This window comes from Glutamicibacter sp. AOP38-B1-38, from assembly GCF_052377485.1.
In the GTDB taxonomy this organism is placed as follows: Bacteria; Actinomycetota; Actinomycetes; order Actinomycetales; family Micrococcaceae; genus Glutamicibacter.
In genome coordinates, this window is the sequence record NZ_JBQSWU010000007.1 from 53,932 (window position 1) to 71,721 (window position 17,790).

At 60.7% G+C, this 17,790-nt stretch carries 17 protein-coding genes and 1 pseudogene; 13 read left to right on the forward strand and 5 right to left on the reverse strand.

Annotation, left to right across the window (positions count from 1 at the left end; genetic code table 11):
- Window positions 1-8: 8 nt before the first annotated feature.
- The gene (locus ACT3TP_RS05760) at window positions 9-581 is read right to left on the reverse strand and encodes a GNAT family N-acetyltransferase (protein WP_096283382.1); all 573 of its coding nucleotides are present in this window, start codon (window positions 579-581) and stop codon (window positions 9-11) included.
- 74 nt (window positions 582-655) lie between these two features.
- Here ACT3TP_RS05760 and ACT3TP_RS05765 point away from each other — a divergent pair, with 74 nt between their 5' ends.
- From ACT3TP_RS05765 to proC, 6 genes are all read left to right on the forward strand, one after another.
- Window positions 656-2,245, forward strand: a complete 1,590-nt coding sequence (locus ACT3TP_RS05765; protein ID WP_444619820.1) for a DUF7059 domain-containing protein — start codon at window positions 656-658, stop codon at window positions 2,243-2,245.
- Between the two features lie 23 nt (window positions 2,246-2,268).
- Window positions 2,269-2,919, forward strand: coding sequence for an ArsR/SmtB family transcription factor (locus tag ACT3TP_RS05770; protein WP_105650052.1), 651 nt, complete (start codon window positions 2,269-2,271; stop codon window positions 2,917-2,919).
- A 139-nt stretch (window positions 2,920-3,058) separates the two neighbouring features.
- Complete coding sequence (topA, locus tag ACT3TP_RS05775) at window positions 3,059-5,860, forward strand: type I DNA topoisomerase (protein ID WP_096283387.1); 2,802 nt, start codon at window positions 3,059-3,061, stop codon at window positions 5,858-5,860.
- A gap of 28 nt (window positions 5,861-5,888) precedes the next feature.
- Window positions 5,889-6,908 (forward strand): Ppx/GppA phosphatase family protein, encoded by a 1,020-nt coding sequence (locus tag ACT3TP_RS05780; RefSeq protein WP_444619823.1) that lies wholly within the window; start codon window positions 5,889-5,891, stop codon window positions 6,906-6,908.
- A gap of 24 nt (window positions 6,909-6,932) precedes the next feature.
- Window positions 6,933-7,790, forward strand: a complete 858-nt coding sequence (locus tag ACT3TP_RS05785) for a sugar phosphate isomerase/epimerase family protein (protein ID WP_444619825.1) — start codon at window positions 6,933-6,935, stop codon at window positions 7,788-7,790.
- 4 nt (window positions 7,791-7,794) lie between these two features.
- Window positions 7,795-8,637, forward strand: a complete 843-nt coding sequence (gene proC / locus ACT3TP_RS05790; RefSeq protein WP_444619827.1) for a pyrroline-5-carboxylate reductase — start codon at window positions 7,795-7,797, stop codon at window positions 8,635-8,637.
- Window positions 8,638-8,711: 74 nt separating this feature from the next.
- Here the strand turns inward: proC and ACT3TP_RS05795 are convergent, their stop codons facing one another.
- Together ACT3TP_RS05795 and ACT3TP_RS05800 are read right to left on the reverse strand one after the other, a co-directional pair.
- The gene (locus ACT3TP_RS05795) at window positions 8,712-9,368 is read right to left on the reverse strand and encodes a potassium channel family protein (RefSeq protein WP_444619895.1); all 657 of its coding nucleotides are present in this window, start codon (window positions 9,366-9,368) and stop codon (window positions 8,712-8,714) included.
- Between the two features lie 7 nt (window positions 9,369-9,375).
- Complete coding sequence (locus ACT3TP_RS05800) at window positions 9,376-10,809, reverse strand: TrkH family potassium uptake protein (protein WP_444619829.1); 1,434 nt, start codon at window positions 10,807-10,809, stop codon at window positions 9,376-9,378.
- A 242-nt stretch (window positions 10,810-11,051) separates the two neighbouring features.
- Between ACT3TP_RS05800 and ACT3TP_RS05805 the strand changes: the two genes are divergently transcribed.
- From ACT3TP_RS05805 to ACT3TP_RS05825, 5 genes are all read left to right on the forward strand, one after another.
- The gene (locus ACT3TP_RS05805; protein WP_444616347.1) at window positions 11,052-12,167 is read left to right on the forward strand and encodes an acetoin utilization protein AcuC; all 1,116 of its coding nucleotides are present in this window, start codon (window positions 11,052-11,054) and stop codon (window positions 12,165-12,167) included.
- Between the two features lie 82 nt (window positions 12,168-12,249).
- The gene (locus tag ACT3TP_RS05810; protein ID WP_444616304.1) at window positions 12,250-12,699 is read left to right on the forward strand and encodes an ArsR/SmtB family transcription factor; all 450 of its coding nucleotides are present in this window, start codon (window positions 12,250-12,252) and stop codon (window positions 12,697-12,699) included.
- A 194-nt stretch (window positions 12,700-12,893) separates the two neighbouring features.
- Window positions 12,894-14,237 (forward strand): NADP-specific glutamate dehydrogenase, encoded by a 1,344-nt coding sequence (gdhA, locus tag ACT3TP_RS05815; protein ID WP_096283398.1) that lies wholly within the window; start codon window positions 12,894-12,896, stop codon window positions 14,235-14,237.
- A gap of 262 nt (window positions 14,238-14,499) precedes the next feature.
- Window positions 14,500-14,724 carry a helix-turn-helix domain-containing protein gene (locus ACT3TP_RS05820; RefSeq protein ID WP_096257016.1) on the forward strand — a complete coding sequence of 75 codons (225 nt, stop codon included), beginning with the start codon at window positions 14,500-14,502 and terminating at the stop codon, window positions 14,722-14,724.
- A 138-nt stretch (window positions 14,725-14,862) separates the two neighbouring features.
- Window positions 14,863-14,961, forward strand: a complete 99-nt coding sequence (locus tag ACT3TP_RS05825) for a 30S ribosomal protein bS22 (RefSeq protein ID WP_005504750.1) — start codon at window positions 14,863-14,865, stop codon at window positions 14,959-14,961.
- Between the two features lie 87 nt (window positions 14,962-15,048).
- Here the strand turns inward: ACT3TP_RS05825 and ACT3TP_RS05830 are convergent, their stop codons facing one another.
- Complete coding sequence (locus ACT3TP_RS05830; protein ID WP_444619831.1) at window positions 15,049-15,855, reverse strand: HAD family hydrolase; 807 nt, start codon at window positions 15,853-15,855, stop codon at window positions 15,049-15,051.
- A 71-nt stretch (window positions 15,856-15,926) separates the two neighbouring features.
- Between ACT3TP_RS05830 and ACT3TP_RS05835 the strand changes: the two genes are divergently transcribed.
- Together ACT3TP_RS05835 and ACT3TP_RS05840 are read left to right on the forward strand one after the other, a co-directional pair.
- The gene (locus tag ACT3TP_RS05835) at window positions 15,927-16,163 is read left to right on the forward strand and encodes a glutaredoxin family protein (RefSeq protein WP_444616349.1); all 237 of its coding nucleotides are present in this window, start codon (window positions 15,927-15,929) and stop codon (window positions 16,161-16,163) included.
- Between the two features lie 56 nt (window positions 16,164-16,219).
- A pseudogene (locus ACT3TP_RS05840) lies at window positions 16,220-16,858 on the forward strand (redox-sensing transcriptional repressor Rex); the annotation flags it as partial.
- Between the two features lie 98 nt (window positions 16,859-16,956).
- Here ACT3TP_RS05840 and ACT3TP_RS05845 read toward each other — a convergent pair.
- Window positions 16,957-17,700, reverse strand: coding sequence for a DUF4199 domain-containing protein (locus tag ACT3TP_RS05845; RefSeq protein ID WP_096283406.1), 744 nt, complete (start codon window positions 17,698-17,700; stop codon window positions 16,957-16,959).
- Window positions 17,701-17,790 lie beyond the last annotated feature (90 nt).

Consider the following 17,790-nt stretch of genomic DNA (forward strand, 5'->3'; position numbering starts at 1 on the left):
ATCGGCGCTTAGGAACTTGGCCACAGGTCGAGTGACGCATCGATTACTTCGGTTTCCTCGGCCGTGGTGTCATAAACGCTGAAGCCTCGTGCTTGGTAGTTCGGGATGGCCGCTTCCCCATCCAACGAGCAGGTGTGCAGCCACACCCGGCCCACCGGCGGGAGATCTTCGAAGCGCGTGTGCAGATCCCAAGCCCGACGATTGGCTTCGCTGAGCAACAGACCACCGAGACCCTGCCCGATGGCTTCGGGGAATAGCCCGAAGTAGTAGATCTCTACCTCGCTCTGGGCCTCGGTCACCTCGGTCACCAGTTCCGCGTACCCCTTCGGCACCCCATCCTGGTAGAGCACATAGGTTTCAGAGCCCGCACGGCGCAGCGTCGCATCCCATTGTTCACGGCTGGAAGCCAGCCGATCTGCCCAGTTCAATTTGCTCCCCACGCTTTGATAGAGGAAGCGGGAAAACTCGGCCGAGATCTGTTGGGCGCGTTCGATCCTCGCATGCTGCGGAAGTTTTCTGGCACTCGGGCGCATTTCGGCACTCGAAAGCTGCTGCAAATAGGTGATGGTCACGACTGGCATACCGAACATCCTAAGGCGGTTGGGCAGTTGTTGCGCAGTCTTGTAACACCCGCGGACTCGTTAGACTTGGAACTGTGAATGCCGCTGAATTTTCTGCCATTGAAGATGCCCCTAGTAGTTACGACCTCGCGTTGCTGGACAAGCTCCATGCCGACTTGACAACAATGAAGTTTGGCTTTGATGCCATCACCGAGCTATTAGGTGATGATGCGGTGGCTGCTTATGGTCGGGATCAGATCCACTCGGCGCTTCGAGTTCTGAACAAGCAGCCCGAAGCCGGTTCCCTGGCGTGCGCCGTTCGGCTGTTCCAGTTGGGACAGGCGGAATCAGTCGCGGCGATCGCCGCGGCATTCCCCACGGTGCGTGCCGACGGGCTGCTCAAGCTCGGGTTGATTGAGCCATGGGCCTCGGGGTACCGGGCTAAGGTGGCGTTGGCGGTGCATGGCTCGGATGTAGATGGTGAATTGTGGGTGGCTCACGACCTGGGTTCGCACCAGCGTCCCGGGGTTCTGCGCACGGACCACGTTTTAGGCATTGGCCATGCTTCGCGCACGCTTGCGCAGGTCACCGTCCGTCCGGACGCTGAACGGGCCCTCGATCTCGGCACGGGATGCGGAATACAGCTATTCCATTTGCTCTCGCACTCCAAGCACGTGACCGCCACGGACCTTTCGGACCGCGCACTGGCGTTCACCCGGTTTAACCTGGTGCTCAACCACCGAGCTTTGAAGCTGGACCCGCAGCGGCTAGAAGAGCGGGTTACGCTATTGCAGGGCAGCCTGTTCGAACCGGTGGCCGGCCAGAAATTCGACTTGATCGCCAGCAATCCGCCATTCGTGATCACACCGCGCAATAAGTCCGAGCGTGAGCAAGACCGCTTCACCTACCGTGATGGTGGCATGGCCGGCGATTCCTTGGTGAGCACGCTGATTGCCCAGGCCCCCGAGCATCTGAACCCCGGTGCACATATGCAGATGCTGTCGAATTGGGAGATACCTCGCCTAGATGAGGAATCCAATGAACCATGGGCGCGGCGGGTCTCCGATTGGTTTGCCGATGACTTGGACGTCTGGGTGATTGAACGTGAACAGGCCACTCCGAGCGTTTATGCCGAAACCTGGTTGCGCGATGCGTCGCAAAGCGAGGACAGCGCCGCCTACGCGGCCGCCTATGACGCCTACCTCGACGACTTCGAATCCCGCCAGGTCGGTGCGGTCGGTTTCGGCATGGTGTATTTCCGCCGGCCCGCGCAACCGGAGGTAACCTTCCGTCTCTTCGAACAGATACCGCACCAGGTGGAACAGCCGCTGGCTCCTGCCTTGGAGCGAGACATTCTGATGGCAGATGCATTGCGCGAAGCCGGAGAAGAATGGAAGCAGTGGCACCTGCTAGTCGCAGAAGATGTCACCGAGGAACGCCATCAGCGCCCCGGTGCCGAACATCCAGGAGTGATCCTCTTGCGCCAGGGCGCGGGGATCCGCCGAACCGAAATTTTGGACTCGGCGCAGGCCGGATTCCTGTCGGCCTGCGATGGTGAATTATCGGTCGCGCAGTTGGTTGTAGCCCTTGATTCACTGATCGGTGAGGGCGAGGAGAATTTCACTGAAAGGCTTTATGAAGCTATTGCTCGCCTTCTGCGGCATGGAATGCTTCGTAAAATCTGAAACAAAGGCTAAACTTTTTCGTTATGACACGGAACACAGTCGAGGAAGACGGCGCGCAGCGCGCCGACGCGGAAGATCAACCCCCACAAGTGGTCTCGATCACCGACCCGCAGGCGATCCGCGCGCTGGCCCATGATGCTCGGCTGATCGTGCTCGACGAGCTTTTCGCATCGCAAACCACGCGCACCGCAACGGAGCTGGCATCGATGTGCTCATTGACGCCCAGCGCCATGAGCTATCACTTGCGCGCACTGGAGAAATACGGGTACGTGGCGCGCGCGGCCAGCGAAGGCGACGCGCGAGAACGCCGGTGGCGCGCCGCGGGCGAAAGGCTGGAGCTAAACACCCAGATCGATTCGACGAACGCGAAAACGGCCTACCTCAACGTGCAGTTGAACGCGTTCCGCACAAGGCTGAATGCCGAAGTGGAGCGGCGCGAGGCGGAAGCCAAGTCGGGAATCGAGCCGGATGCCGACCGCCCACCCTTGCTGACCAGTGGTTTAGTGTTTCTTCCCGAAGCGAAGCAAAAGGAGTTTAATCGGCGATTATTGGACCTCGTTTACGAGTATGAGGCAATGGCCACGGCCGAAGAACGCAACATCGACTCAAAGCGTATGTTCTACTTAATCTCACTACTACCCGAGTACCAGCACCCGGGTGGAGATGCGAGCTAGAGAAAAGTTGTGCAGTTCTTCGGTGTAAGATCATCGGGAATTGCGACTGATTCTGGTCGCAAGGAATGGTGCTGCGATTGCCGCCCGAGCGTTACCTCGCTGGGAAGCGTTCGGAACCGCGTTGTATAAAAGGAGAGCTGTGCCCGCAAAGGCCAAGGAAAAGACCGGCAAGAAACTCGTTATCGTGGAGTCTCCTGCCAAGGTAAAGTCAATCGCCAAATATCTGGGCGAGGGCTTCGACGTGGACGCCTCGGTGGGCCACATCCGCGATCTTCCCCAGCCCTCCGAGCTTCCCACCGAGCTCAAGAAAACTTCCGTGGGCAAATTTGCGGTCGACATCGATAACGACTTCGAACCCTATTACATGGTGTACCCGGATAAGAAGAAGCGCGTTTCGGAGCTGAAGGCCAAGCTCAAAGATGCCGACGAACTCTACCTCGCAACAGATGCGGACCGCGAAGGCGAAGCCATCGCGTGGCACCTGCTCCAGGTGCTTAAGCCCAAGGTCCCGGTACGCCGTCTTGCCTTCACCGAAATCACCAAGGAAGGTATCGAGCGCGCCCTGGGCTCGATGCGTGAGCTGGATACCGATCTGGTCGATGCGCAGGAAACCCGCCGCGTCCTGGATCGCCTCTACGGTTACGAGATCTCTCCGGTTCTGTGGCGCAAGATTGCCCGCGGGCTCTCCGCCGGCCGTGTCCAGTCGGTCGCCACCCGGCTGGTGGTTGAGCGCGAACGTGAGCGCATGGCTTTCGTCTCCGCCGGGTACTGGGATGTCAAGGGAAGCTTCGCCACCACCGTTGGGGAAACCTTCGCCGCCAAGCTCTCCTCGGTGGACGGCAAGCGCGTCGCCTCGGGCCGCGACTACGATGACCGCGGCCAGCTGAAGACCACCCGCAACCCGGTCGCGGAGCTGAACCAGGAAGCCGCCGAATCATTGGTCAGCAATTTGGCCAACAGCGACTTTGCCGTCACCTCCGTGGAGGACAAGCCCTACACCCGACGTCCGGCAGCGCCCTTCACCACTTCGACCTTGCAGCAGGAAGCCAGCCGCAAGCTACGCTGGAGCTCGAAGCTGACCATGCAGATCGCGCAGCGTCTGTACGAAAACGGTTACATCACCTACATGCGTACCGACTCGGTATTCCTGTCGAATGAGGCCGTCCGCGCCGCCCGCACCCAAGCCACCGAACTTTATGGCTCGGATTCGATTCCCAAGAGCCCCCGCGTGTACAAGGGCAAGTCCGACTCCGCTCAAGAAGCCCACGAAGCAGTTCGTCCGGCCGGTGACATGTTCCGCCGCCCAAAGGACGTCCGCTCCCAGCTCTCCAAGGATGAATTCACCCTGTACGAGCTGATCTGGAAGCGCACCGTCGCCTCGCAGATGGCAGATGCCAAGGGATTCACCGCCACCATCAAGCTCGCGGGCACCGCTAGCGATCAGCGCGTTGCCGAATTCTCTGCCTCCGGTACCGTCATCACCTTCCGCGGTTTCCTCTCGGCCTACGAAGAAGGCAAGGACTCCGAGAGCGACGCGGCAGATAAGCCAGAGAACGCCGAGGCACGCCTGCCTCAGCTCGCCGTGGGACAGGGGCTGACCGGGGATGAGCTGACCGCACTGGGCCACGAAACCACCCCGCCGGCGCGCTATACCGAAGCGTCCATCGTCGCCGAGCTGGAAAAGCGCGAGATTGGCCGTCCCTCGACCTACGCGCCGACCATCTCCACCATCATGGATCGCGGCTACGTGACCAAGCGCGGCGGCGCCCTGGTGCCAAGCTGGATCGCGTTCTCGGTAATCCGCCTGCTCGAAGAGCACTTCGCCAAGTACGTGGACTACGACTTCACCGCACGCTTGGAAGACGACCTGGACGAAATCGCGCAGGGCAACCGTGCGCGCTCCGACTGGTTGAACATGTTCTACTTCGGCGGCAAGGGCGAAACCAGCCCGGAGGGCCTGAAGCACGTGGTGGACAACCTCGGCGACATTGACGCTCGGGCGATCAACTCCATCAAGATCACCGATGACATCACCTTGCGCGTGGGCAAGTTCGGCCCATACCTGGAACGCGCCATCCCGGAAGGCGCCGAAGAAGGCACCGACCCGCAGCGCGCGAATGTGCCCGAGGAACTGGCTCCGGACGAGCTGACCGCGGCGAAGGCCGAGGAACTGTTCGCCACCGCCCAGGTCTCCGAACGCGAGCTGGGCATCGAAGAGGCTACCGGCCGCAAGATCGTGGCCAAGGACGGCCGTTACGGCGCCTACGTCACCGAGATCATCCCGGAGCTCACGGAAGAGGAAATCGCCGCGCAGCCGGTGGAATACTACAAGAACGGCAAGCCAAAGCCGCCGAAGAAGCCGGTCAAGGTCAAGCCACGCACCGCGTCGCTGTTCAAGACCATGACCGTGGAAACCGTCACCCTGGATGAGGCTCTGCAGCTGATGAGCCTGCCCCGGGTGCTCGGTGCCGACGCCGAGGGCGAAGAGATCACCGTGCAGAACGGCCGCTTCGGTCCGTATCTGAAGAAGGGCAGCGATTCGCGTTCCATCGACAGCGAAGAGCAGATCTTCACCATCACCCTCGACGAGGCGCTGGCGATCTACGCACAGCCCAAGCAGCGTGGCCGCCGCGCCGCGGTGCCGCCGCTAGCCGAGTTCGGGGTGGACCCGACGAGCGAGAAGAACATCGTGGTCAAGGATGGCCGCTTCGGCCCATACATTACCGACGGCGTCACCAACATCACCGTGCCGCGCACAACCTCCTTGGAGGAGCTGACGCGTGAGCAAGCCATTGAGCTGCTGGCGGATAAGCGCGCCCGTGGCCCGGTGAAGCGCACGGCAGCGAAAAAGGCTCCCGCGAAGAAGCCCGCAGCCAAGAAGGCCCCGGCCAAGAAGGCGACCACGGCGAAGAAAACCACCGCCAAGAAGAGCGAGAAGTAGACTTCGTCTCTGAGTTGAGGAGCGCACCATGAGACTTGGCGTTTTGGATATTGGTTCGAATACCGTCCACCTATTATTGGTGGACGCCTACCCAGGCGCCCGACCGGTCTCTTATGCCTCGCATAAACGACCGTTGTCGCTGGTGCGCTACCTCAACGAGTACGGCGCCATCACCGAAGAGGGGCAGCAAGAACTCATCGCCTTCATCAAGGAGGCAGCCGAGTTCGCCAAAAGCCATCGGGTCGAAGACTTCATGGGATTTTGCACCTCTGCCATTCGGGAATCCTCCAATGGCGTGGCGGTGCTGGAACGGGTGAGCCGGGAAACCGGTGTGAGCCTGATGGAGCTTTCCGGCGAAGAAGAAGCAGGAATGACCTTCTACTCGGTGCGCCGCTGGTTCGGCTGGTCTTCTGAATCGATCCTCAACCTGGATATGGGCGGTGGCTCGCTCGAACTTGCGGTGGGCACCGACGAATTCCCCCAGGTCGCCTTCTCCGTGCCACTGGGCGCCGGCAGGCTGACTCGCGAATGGCTGCCCAATGACTTGCCTTCGATCAAGGAAGTGCGGGAGCTGCGCCACTACGTGCGTGATGTGCTCACCGACCCGACCACCGAACTGCGCCAATACGGCAAGCCCACACTGGCCACGGCCACCTCGAAAACCTTCCGGTCGCTGTCGCGGATCACCGGATCCGCCCCCAGCGGGGAGGGGCCATACGTCAAACGCGTGCTGCACCGCGACTCGCTGAAACTCTGGACCAACCGGCTGACCGCGATGAGCTGGGACGAACGCGCCGAACTGCCAGGGGTCTCGGAAATCCGTGCCCCGCAGCTGCTCGCCGGTGCGATCGTTGCTCATGAGGCGATGAGCGCATTAAAACTCAAAAGTGTCCGCATCTGCCCTTGGGCGTTACGCGAAGGCCTCATGCTGCGACGTTTTGATCACGTGATGTTTGACTCTTCGACACCGCTCAGTAGTAGCGTGGGGGTAGGAGAGGTTGCCTTGGGTTCGTTGAAGACCTTAAGTCTTGGCGAACCAACGGCCTAGCGCTTCATTGGAAAAGGCGCCGCTATGCAGCGGCGCAACGAGGAGGGGTCGGATATGGAAGACCAACAGCGTGTACCTCGGGTACCGGTGACACTATCCAGTGCCTCGGTCTATCCGCTGACCGTACATGACGCCTTCGCGATAGCCAAGGACGTGGGCTACGACGGGCTTGAGGTGTTGGTGACCGGCAACCAGGCCAGTCAGTCAGCCACCGCGCTGATGGCCCTGATGGACAAATACCAATTGCCTATTATGGCGATACACGCGCCAACCTTGCTGCTTACCCAGCAGGTCTGGGGTTCGGCGTGGGCGAAAATCGAGCGGTCGGTGATCCTGGCGAAAGCGGTAGGAGCCAGCGTGGTTGTTGCGCACCCGCCGTTTCGCTGGCAGGGGAACTATGCCGAAGGATTCGTCGAGGGCGTACGCCGGCTGACCGATTCCACCGGCATGAAAATCGCGGTTGAAAACATGTACCCGTGGCGCAGCCGCGGGCGTGAATCCTCCAAGATGTATCTCCCGCATTGGAACCCGGTCCCCGAGGATTATCGCCATGTCACTTGGGACTTTTCCCATGCGGCTATTGCAGCGATGAACTCCCGCCAAGTGTTTGAGGACCTAGGGGACAGGTTGACTCACGTACACCTGTGTGATGGGTTGGACAACGGCAAGGATGAACATTTGGTGCCCGGATTGGGTACGCAGCCTGTCGTTGAATCGCTGAATTTTTTGCGTGATTCTCAGTGGGATGGCGTAGTCGCGGTGGAAGTGTCGACGCGCAAGGCCAGGCAGGCGGGGCAAAAAGAAGAATGGCTGGGCCAGACCCTCGAATTTGCGCGCCAGCATCTGTCAATTAATCAAGACTCTGAACGGGTGACAAAATAACTGTATGAGCGAAGCTACGAATAATCTCCGACTGGCATTTTTGGGTACCGGATCCATGAACGGCGCGATCCTGCGCGGTATCTTGGGCGCCGGACATGACCCGAAGAAAATTACCGCAACCCTGCGCAGCGACAACCGTGCCGCGCAACTGCGCGAATTGGGCATCAACGTGCTGATCGGCAGCGAAGATCCCGAAGCGAACATGAAGGCCGCCGCCGAAGCGGATATCGTTTTCCTCGGGGTGAAGCCGGTAGGAATTTCCGCGCTCTGCGCCGAGATTGCCGAAGCCTTGCCCGCGCAGACCGTGGTGGTCTCGGTGGCCGCGGCGATTACCCTGGCCACCATGCAGGAGCAGTTGCGCGATGGACAGCCGGTGATCCGTTCGATGCCGAACACGCCGCTGATGGTTGGTTCCGGAGTCGTCGGCTTGAGCGCCGGCCAGGCGGTGAGCGAGACGCAAATCAAGCTGGTCGCCGAGCTCTTTGCCGGTTCCGGGGAGGTCCACGTGATCGACGAGTCGCAGCAAAACGCGCTCGGGGCGATCTCCGGCTCCGGCCCGGCCTATGGCTTCTACCTGGCCGAAGCGATGACCAACGCCGGGATCGCCATGGGGCTCGACGAGAAGCTCGCCATGGATCTGGCGCGTGCCACCGTGGCCGGGGCCGGCAAGATGCTCGCTGACCCGCAGGCCAACCCGGCAGATATGCGCCGTGCGGTCACGAGCCCCAAGGGCACCACCGAGCAAGCGATTATGACCTTCGATGCGCAGGGGATTCCAGCGATTATCGAAGCCGGGGCCAAGGCCGCCGCCGCGCGTGCCGCACAGCTCAGCGCAGAACTCGGCTAATCCAGCGATTTAACGTTCTATGGCGCCGGCACCCCGAACTGGGGTACCGGCGCCATAGCCGTAGCTACGCCCGTTTAGGGGCGGGCGGCGAAGCGTTCGAGCAGGTCCACATGCCCGGAGACGATCAATATGTCGCGCCTCGTGACCATCGTGTCCGGCACCGCGTAGGTGAAGTCCTCGCCCGGGGTTTTCACCCCGACGATGGTGATCCCGTATTTGGAGCGCACCTGCGATTCGGCCAGCGTGAAGCCCTGGGTTTCCTTTGGCGGGTACATCTTCACAATCGCGAAGCCATCATCGAACTCGATGAAGTCCAGCATGCGTCCACCGACCAGGTGGGCCGCGCGAACCCCGGCATCGGCCTCCGGATAAATCACATGATTCGCGCCGATGCGGGTGAGGATCTTGCCGTGGGACGGCGTAATCGCCTTCACCCAGAGGTGCTCGATCCCCAGATCCACCAGATTCACGGTGATCAGCACGGAGGACTCGATCGAGGTGCCTACTCCGACCACCGCGGAGCTGAACTCCTGGGCGCCCAGCTGGCGCAGCGCATCGATATTGGTGGCGTCGGCCGACACCACGTGGGTCAGCGTGCTGGCCCATTGCTGGACCAATTCCGGGCTGCGTTCGATGGCGAGCACCTCGCGGCCCTGCTTGACCAGGGTTTCGGCCACCGAGGCGCCGAAGCGTCCCAGTCCGATGACGAGCACCGGGGCGTTGTGCTCCATACTTTTCTCAGCCAATGATCGGCCTTTCTTCGGGGAGGCTATACAGCGTATCGCGATGCCGCATGGTCAAGGCGCTTGCCAAGGTGATGCTTCCGATACGTCCGGCGAACATGAGGGCGCTCAGTACGTATTTGCCTGCGGGAGGCATCTCTGCGGAGACTCCCATGCTCAGTCCTACGGTACCGAATGCGGAGATCGATTCGAACAACGCGCGGGAGAAGCCGACCTCTTGGTCGATGGCCAGCAGCAAGCCGGTGGACACCATCACCAGGGTGGCGCCGAGGGCGACCACCGACACCGCCACGCGCATGGTGCCTTCCGGGATGCGCCGGCCGAAAGCCTTCGCATCGCGCTCGCCGCGCACCTCGGCCATGATCGCCAGGAACATCACGGCGATCGTGGTCACCTTGATGCCGCCGGCCGTGGAGGCCGAACCGCCGCCGGCGAACATCAGCGCATCGGTGATGAGCACCGAGACCTGGCTCATGTCGTTTTGGTCCACGAGGTTGAATCCGCCAGAACGGGTCATCACCGAGGCGAACAGGCCGTGGACGAGCTTGTCGCCGGAATCCATGGGCCCAATGGTGCGCGGATTATTCCATTCGACCACGAGCCACAGCAGGGCGCCGGCGACCAGCAGGATCAGGGTCACCATCAGGGTGAGCTTGGTGTGCAGATTCCATTTCTTCGCATTGAACCGGTGGACGAGCAGCACCATGATGACGGGGAAGCCCAGGGAACCCAGGAACACCCCGAACATCAGCGGGCCGAGGATCCACAAGTCCGTTCCGTAGGGCACCAGCCCGTCGGAGTGCGGGGTGAAGCCGGCGTTGTTGAAGGAGGAGACCGCGTAGAACACCCCGTGCCAGATGGCCGAAGGCAGGTTTTCGCCGAGCACCGCGAAGCGCGGGACCAGCAGCAGCGCAATCAACGCCTGCAGGCTGACCGCCGTCAGGATCACGATGCGCAGCAGCGAGCCGACCTCGCCCAGGGCGGAAGCCCCGGTGGTGTTCATGGAATTCTGCGCCATCAGCTTGCCGCGCACGCCGAGCTTGCGCGAGACCGCCAGGGAGAGGATCGAGGCCAGGGTCAGGATTCCCAGCCCGCCCATGAAGGCGCCGATGATCATGATCAGTTGCCCGGCGAAGGACCAGTGGACCGCGGTGGAGACCGTGGTCAGGCCGGTGACGCAGACCGCCGAGACGGCGGTGAACAGCGCGTCGTGCAATGCGGTCGCTTCCCCGGAAGCCGAGGAGAACGGTGCCGCCAGCAGGGAAGTGAATATCGCGATGGCCACGAGGAAGGCGCCTAGGGCCAAGCGTGCGGGGGAGCGGACGGTGAAGTCAGCGATCCGCACGCGCAACTCCAGCCACCGCTTGCGCCGCTTTTCGCGTAATTCAGCTACCCGCGCCTTGTCGCGCGGTTCGCTCTGGGTGCTCATCGCCTAAATTCGCCATTTCGTTGGGACGGAGGGTTCTCCTTGTAATTTACGCGTTCGCAACCGAATGCGCTCGTCTTGGGCCCGCGAAACACGTGCAAATTGTCCCGGACGGCCATAAATGGGTTACAAGGATCACAATCGGGTAGCCTACAAGGGTGTTAGAACCTCGACATGCGCCGCAACCCACCTTGGTGCTCTGGGATGAACAGTATTTGAAGTACAAGTTCAGCGACTACCATCCAATGCACCCCGCCCGGCTTGAACTGACCCATCGGCTCAGCGAGCAGCTTGAAGTTTATGATGCTCCGACGGTGAGCATCTCGGCCCCCGAGGTCGCCGGGGACGCCGTGCTGCGAACCGTTCATGACCAGGAGTATCTGGATCAGGTAAAGCAGGTCAGCGCCGACCCCACGCAGATTGCGGTCGACTTTGGTTTGGGAACCGAAGATGACCCGGTCTTTGCCGGGATGTATGAGGCGGCCGCGCGGATCGTGGGCGGTTCGGTGATCGCCGCGGAGGCGATCATGGATGAATCAACCGTGCGCGCGGTGAACTTCGCCGGCGGAATGCATCATGCCAAGCGCAACAAGGCCAGCGGCTTCTGCATCTTCAACGATGCCGCCGCAGCCATTCACCGCATGCTGGAGCGCGGCGCGAAACGTGTTTGCTATATCGATGTCGACGCCCACCACGGAGACGGCACCGAAGCGATCTTCTGGGACGATGACCGGGTCTTGACGATTTCCATCCATGAGTCGGGGCTTTCGCTCTTTCCCGGCACGGGGTTCGCCAACGAGACCGGAGGCCCGCAGGCCGAGGGCAGCGCGGTGAATATCGCCTTGCCCGCGATGACCGGGGACGCCGCGTGGATGCGCGCCTTCCACGCGGTGGTTCCGCAGCTGGTGCGCGCCTTCAATCCGGAGGTCATCGTGTCCCAGCACGGCTGCGACGCCCATCGCGATGACGACATGACCAATCTGAAGCTATCGGTGGATGCCCAGCGCCAGGTGGCTCTGGACATCTCCCAGCTGGCTGACGAAGTATGCCAGGGCCGCTGGCTGGCTACCGGAGGCGGCGGCTACAACGTCACCGGCGTAGTGCCGCGCACCTGGACCCACCTGACGGCCATCGCCGCCGGCAAGCCCATTGCGTTGCGCACCTATGTTCCGGAGGGCTTCCGGCGCCATGTGCTGGAAACCTACGGCCGAGCGGTGCCGTACCTGATGGGGGACGACGCCCAATTGTGGTGGCGGAACTGGGAGGTCGGCTATGACCCGGCCGATCCGGTGGACCGTACGATCATCGCCACGCGTAAGGAAGTTTTCCCGCTCTATGGACTGGACCCGTGGTTTGACTAAGGCGTTCGCTTTCCTGTGATCAATCTCGACCCTCAACAGGGGCAAAAAATTCGTTCCTGTAAGGCCATATGCCGATAGGGTAATGTCTGTGGCTATTGACGAAGTATTTTCTGCATTGGCAGAACCAACCCGACGCAAGATCATCGAGGCGCTAAAGATCGAGCCGATGGCGGTTGGTGCCTTGGTGGTTCAGCTGGAGATATCTCAACCGACCGTCTCCAAGCACCTGAAGGTTCTGCGTGAAGCTGACCTGGTCAGCATGACCGCCCAGGGCCAACGCCGCATCTACAGTGTGCAGTGCGAAGCGATCGACACCTTGGTGTCCTGGTGCGTCGAGTTTTTGCCGGCCGAGGAGTCGGCGGCGGAGCTGGTGCCGGTGGACCTGGACCTGATTCAAGATCCGCAGGACGCCAATGCACTTCCAGCCGCAGCTCATCAGCTCGGACGCAGTGTAGGGCGGGGGCTCGAACAAGTCACGGGGAGAGCGCAAGAAATATTGGAGCGCATCCCACGCTTCGGCCGTCGACGTTAACCATCTGACCTGAGTAAAAGCGGATTCGGGCATTGCGCTCGGTGATATTTACGTTACGCAGGCGAGCGCTGTATGTAACAAAGAATTTTCATTGAGAATGTCAGGCATGGCATTCTCTTGCGTGGGGCAGAGTTGCCGGGCCGGTGGGCTTTTGCGCGCCCCTGAGGCCTGCCCCAAGTGATGAGGAGAAAAACTTGGACAAGCAACTAGCGAGTATTCGCGACGAAGTCTTCCGCCGTAATCCCGGTGAGGCAGAATTCCACCAGGCCGTGACCGAAGTCTTCGAGAGCCTCGAAGCGGTGTCACAGAAGCACCCAGAGTATGCAGAGGCCGCTATTCTTCAGCGCCTGTGCGAGCCAGAACGCCAGATCATTTTCCGAGTGCCTTGGGTCGACGACCAGGGCCGTGTGCAGATCAACCGCGGTTTCCGTGTCGAGTTCAACTCCGCGCTGGGCCCATACAAGGGCGGACTGCGGTTCCATCCCTCGGTATATCTGGGCATCGTCAAGTTCCTTGGCTTCGAACAGATCTTCAAGAACTCCCTGACCGGTATGCCAATCGGTGGCGGCAAGGGCGGCTCGGACTTTGACCCGCGCGGGAAGACCGACGGCGAAGTGATGCGCTTCTGCCAGTCGTTTATGACCGAGCTCTACCGTCATATCGGCGAATACACCGACGTGCCAGCCGGTGACATTGGAGTCGGTGGCCGTGAGATCGGTTACCTCTTCGGCCAGTACAAGCGAATCACCAACCGCTACGAATCTGGCGTGCTCACCGGTAAGGGGCTGAGCTGGGGCGGTTCATTGGTACGCCCGGAAGCCACCGGCTACGGCGCGGTGATCTTCACCGAAGAGATGCTCAAAACCCGCGGGATGAGCTTCGACGGCCAGCGCGTGGTCGTTTCGGGGTCCGGGAATGTGGCACTGCACGCCATCGAGAAGGCTCAGGATCTGGGCGCGAAGGTGATTACCGCCTCGGATTCCAGCGGATTCATCGTCGACGAAAATGGCATCGACCTTGAACTGCTGCGCCAGATCAAGGAGGTCGAGCGCGGACGCATCAGCGAATACGCCGAGCGTCGCGGAAGCAAGAAAGTCTCCTACGTGGCCGACGGAAACGTCTGGGACGTGCAGGGCGCGGTAGCCCTGCCGTGTGCCACGCAGAATGAACTTGGAGCAGCCTCGGCGAAGAAGATGGTTGCCGCGGGAACTATCGCCGTGGCCGAAGGCGCGAATATGCCAACCACCGCCGAGGCGACCTCGGTATTCCAGGATGCCGGCATCCTCTTTGGCCCGGGCAAGGCCGCAAACGCCGGTGGCGTGGCCACTTCTGCGCTGGAAATGCAGCAGAATGCCAGCCGTGACTCGTGGACCTTCGAGCACACCGAGCTTCGCCTGACCGAGATCATGGTCGGCATTCACGAGCGTTGCGCCACCACCGCCGACGAATACGGGGTGCCAGGCAACTACGTCGCCGGCGCCAATATCGCCGGCTTCGTCAAGGTAGCCGACGCAATGCTGGCTCAGGGCCTGATCTAGTCCCTCGACTCGCAAGCGACCTGTTGGCCGCTGTCCCGACGCCGTGCTTGGCATCGGGACAGCGGCCGACAGTCTTTAAAAGCTCCTATTTGAGATCTAAATGTGGTTCAGGTGTGTTCCGTGATGCAAAAGTTACGTAAGTGCGACTAGACTGGAATCGAGCGAACGTGAATATGATTGCCGATGTTGATCCCAAGTCGTATTTGTTCACGCGAGCAAAATAAACGACGAATCAGAGATCAGCGTCAGGAGAAATTCCCCTATGGCGGATAAACAGAATTTTGCAGGAGCCCGTTTCATGACGGTCGCTGAAGTGGCCGAGATGATGCGTGTTTCCAAAATGACGGTTTATCGCCTGATTCATGCAGGCGACTTGCCTGCTGTTCAATTCGGTCGCTCCTATCGCGTTCCGGAAAACGCAGTGGAAGCCTACCTGCAAGCTGCGGCGATTGATCCGCAGCGAGGAACAGGTTCCCTCGGTCGATAGCCGCGCGATGGTCAGAGCATGACCGAAAAGCGGGTAATCTATTAAGGAACGTTTAACGTCCGGTCAACCTTGTGGCTTATGCTTGTTCTTAGGCCTACATTTTGGTTGACATATTTATTTAGTTTGTGAGGAACCACTATGGGCTCTGTTATCAAGAAGCGCCGTAAGCGTATGTCGAAGAAGAAGCACCGTAAATTGCTTCGTAAAACTCGTCACCAGCGTCGTAATAAGAAGTAAATCTGCTTCAAGCAGCATTTGCCTCTTGGCAATTATCGCCACCGTATCAAGGCTTGACCTTGACGGTGGCGATTGCTTTTTCCCCAGCTATTTCCCGCGGCGGTTTGGCAGCGAACGCTTCGCGGCCCACACTGCGCCCAGCACGCCGGCCAGACGCAGGCTGATCCGTGCCGCACGCTGCCCGGTGCGGAAGTCGTAGACCTGCCATCCGCGACGCTTGGCGTAGGCCCTCAGCCGCGCGTCCGGGTTGATCGCAACCGGATGCCCCACCGCCTCAAGCAGCGGCACATCGTTGTAGGAATCCGAGTACGCCCAGGACTTGGAAAGCTTGATTCCACGTTCCTTAGCCAGCGTACGAACGGCCTGAGCTTTTTCGGCTGCATGCAAGATCGGGGTGGCCAGCGCGCCGGTGTATTTTCCATCCACGCTTTCAACCACGGTCCCTAAGGCACCGGTGAGTTCCAAGCGTTCGGATATGACGTTCGCTACTTCCAGCGGGGTCGCGGTGACCAGCCAAACTTCTCGGCCCACCGCGCGATGCTGATGGGCGATGGAGACCGTGCCCTTCCACAGTTTGGGCTCGATGTACTCGTCATAGATTTCCTGGCCAATCTGCGCCATCTCGGCGACCGAAATGCCCTTGGCCATCAGCAGCGCACGGTCGCGAATCTGATGGATGTCGCCCAGATGCTCACCGCGGGCGGCAAAGCGCAGCTGCTTGAGGGCAAACCAAAGAATTTCGCGTAACTGGAAGAAGCGACGCTGATGCATCTTCCGGGCCAGCAAATATAGCGAGGCACCACGGACCATGGTGTTGTCTACGTCGAAGAAGGCGGCAACGACGTCGCGTGGCGCAGACGTGTTCTGGCTGGTGAGGTGCTCTGAAGACTGCATTTGATCCAGTTTATTTCATTGCCGACTTAGACGCTGGTTGCGGCTCGTGAGATTATGGACAGGTGAGTAAAATGCATGAGATCCAGTTGCTGGTGCGCCAAGGATGCCATTTGTGCGTGGCCGCCAGGGCGACAGTCAAAGACGTCACCGAACGGATGAACATGGAGTTCTCCGAAATAGACATCGACGAGCACCCCGAACTGCTGGCCCGCCACCACGAAGAGGTACCAGTGCTTCTCGTTGATGGTCAGGTTCGGGACTTCTGGACCATCGATGCCAAGCGGCTCGAACGCCTGTTGGGCAGCTAATGGCATGAGAGGCCCCTTGATGCGTTTACCGGACCGCTCGAAGAACAGCGCAGCGGCGCATGGCTGAACTTGAACCGCGGGTTCTGCCCGAAGCGACGCTGACCCGCCTGACCCAGTATTTGCGTGCGCTCAATGCGTTCGAAGCCCAGGGCGTGGAACGCACCAGCTCGGGTGTGCTGGCCAAGGAAGCCGGAGTGAACCCGGCGATCCTGCGCAAAGATCTTTCCTTGCTCGGTTCCTATGGAACTCGTGGCGTCGGATATGTGGTGACAGAGCTGGCCGAACACATCAACCGGACCTTGGGCCTGAACCAGGATTGGCGTGTGGCCATCCTCGGTGCCGGTAACCTCGGACGTGCCTTGAGCGGCTACGCAGGTTTTGCCAGCCGAGGTTTCCAGGTACGCGCCATCCTCGATACGGCTGAATCCCTGGTCGGAAGCGAGGTCGGCGATTTTGTCGTGGAACCGGTCGATGAGCTCGGCGCGGTGATCCGGCGGGAACAGATCAACATCGCGGTGCTAGCGGTGCCCGGAGTCGCGGCCCAGGGGCTGATCGACGCGCTTGCGGAGCATGGGGTGAAGTCGGTGCTCAGCTTCGCGCCACAGCCGCTGCGCATTCCGGCAGGCATGATCGTGCGCCGCGTGGACCTGTCCACCGAGCTGCAGATCCTGGCCTACCACGCGGTACAACGCTAGGCGGCAACCGGGCAGTTAAAATCCAAAGGCGTAGGCCGTGGCTCAGCTGAGCCACGGCCTACGCCTTTTTCAGCGCTGGGTCCGAGGACCCGAACGGTTTAGCGGTAGCCAGCCCGGCGCGCCTGGCGACGCTGCGCGATGTACTGCGAGGAAGCCGGCAACCAGGCGAAGACCACGCCGACGATGCCCGCAATGAATCCAAGGGCGTAGACCACATTGATCATCGTGGCATCAGCTGCATTGGCGTACATGCTGAACATCGGCAGGCTGATCAGCATGCCAACTACGGAGATGGCCGCCAAGATCGTGGCGATGATCCGCATCGCGCGGACCCCTCGACCGACGAAGAAGCCGACCAGGAAGTAGGCGATGAGCGTGATGAACATGCCCACCACGGTGAAGGTGGTCATTGTGGAAGTGATCTGCGCCAGGAAAGTGTCCGGGTTTTCTATCATGCGTTCGATCTCTGCATTCATCGCGGCGTCGTTGGAAGACTCCATCTGCATGCGCATCTGATCTTCGAACATGGTCCACTGCGAACGCACCATATTGCCGAAGAGGTTGGTGCTGTTGATCAGCCAGCTGGCTACGGCGCTGAGCACCCCGGCAAGCATGATGAAAATAAACGCCATCTGCAAGGTCTTGGGACGTTCGGCAGGCGGCTGAACCGGAGCGTAGCCACCTTGCTGCTGGAACTGCGGAAGCTGCTGCGCTGCCGGCTGACCATAGGGGGTCGGCTGCCCACCGTAGGGATTTTCGCCGTAGGGGTTCGGGTTCGAACTCCCGGACCCGGCTGACGGGTCATAGGGCTGGCCTGGCTGGTTCGGATCGTTGGTGCTCATGATCGTCCTTTGATTGCTGCTAAACGGTGAGTAACTCTAACTACTAGCCTAGTCCGTGGCGTTTGTGATGTGCCCCTCCGAAAGGATGGT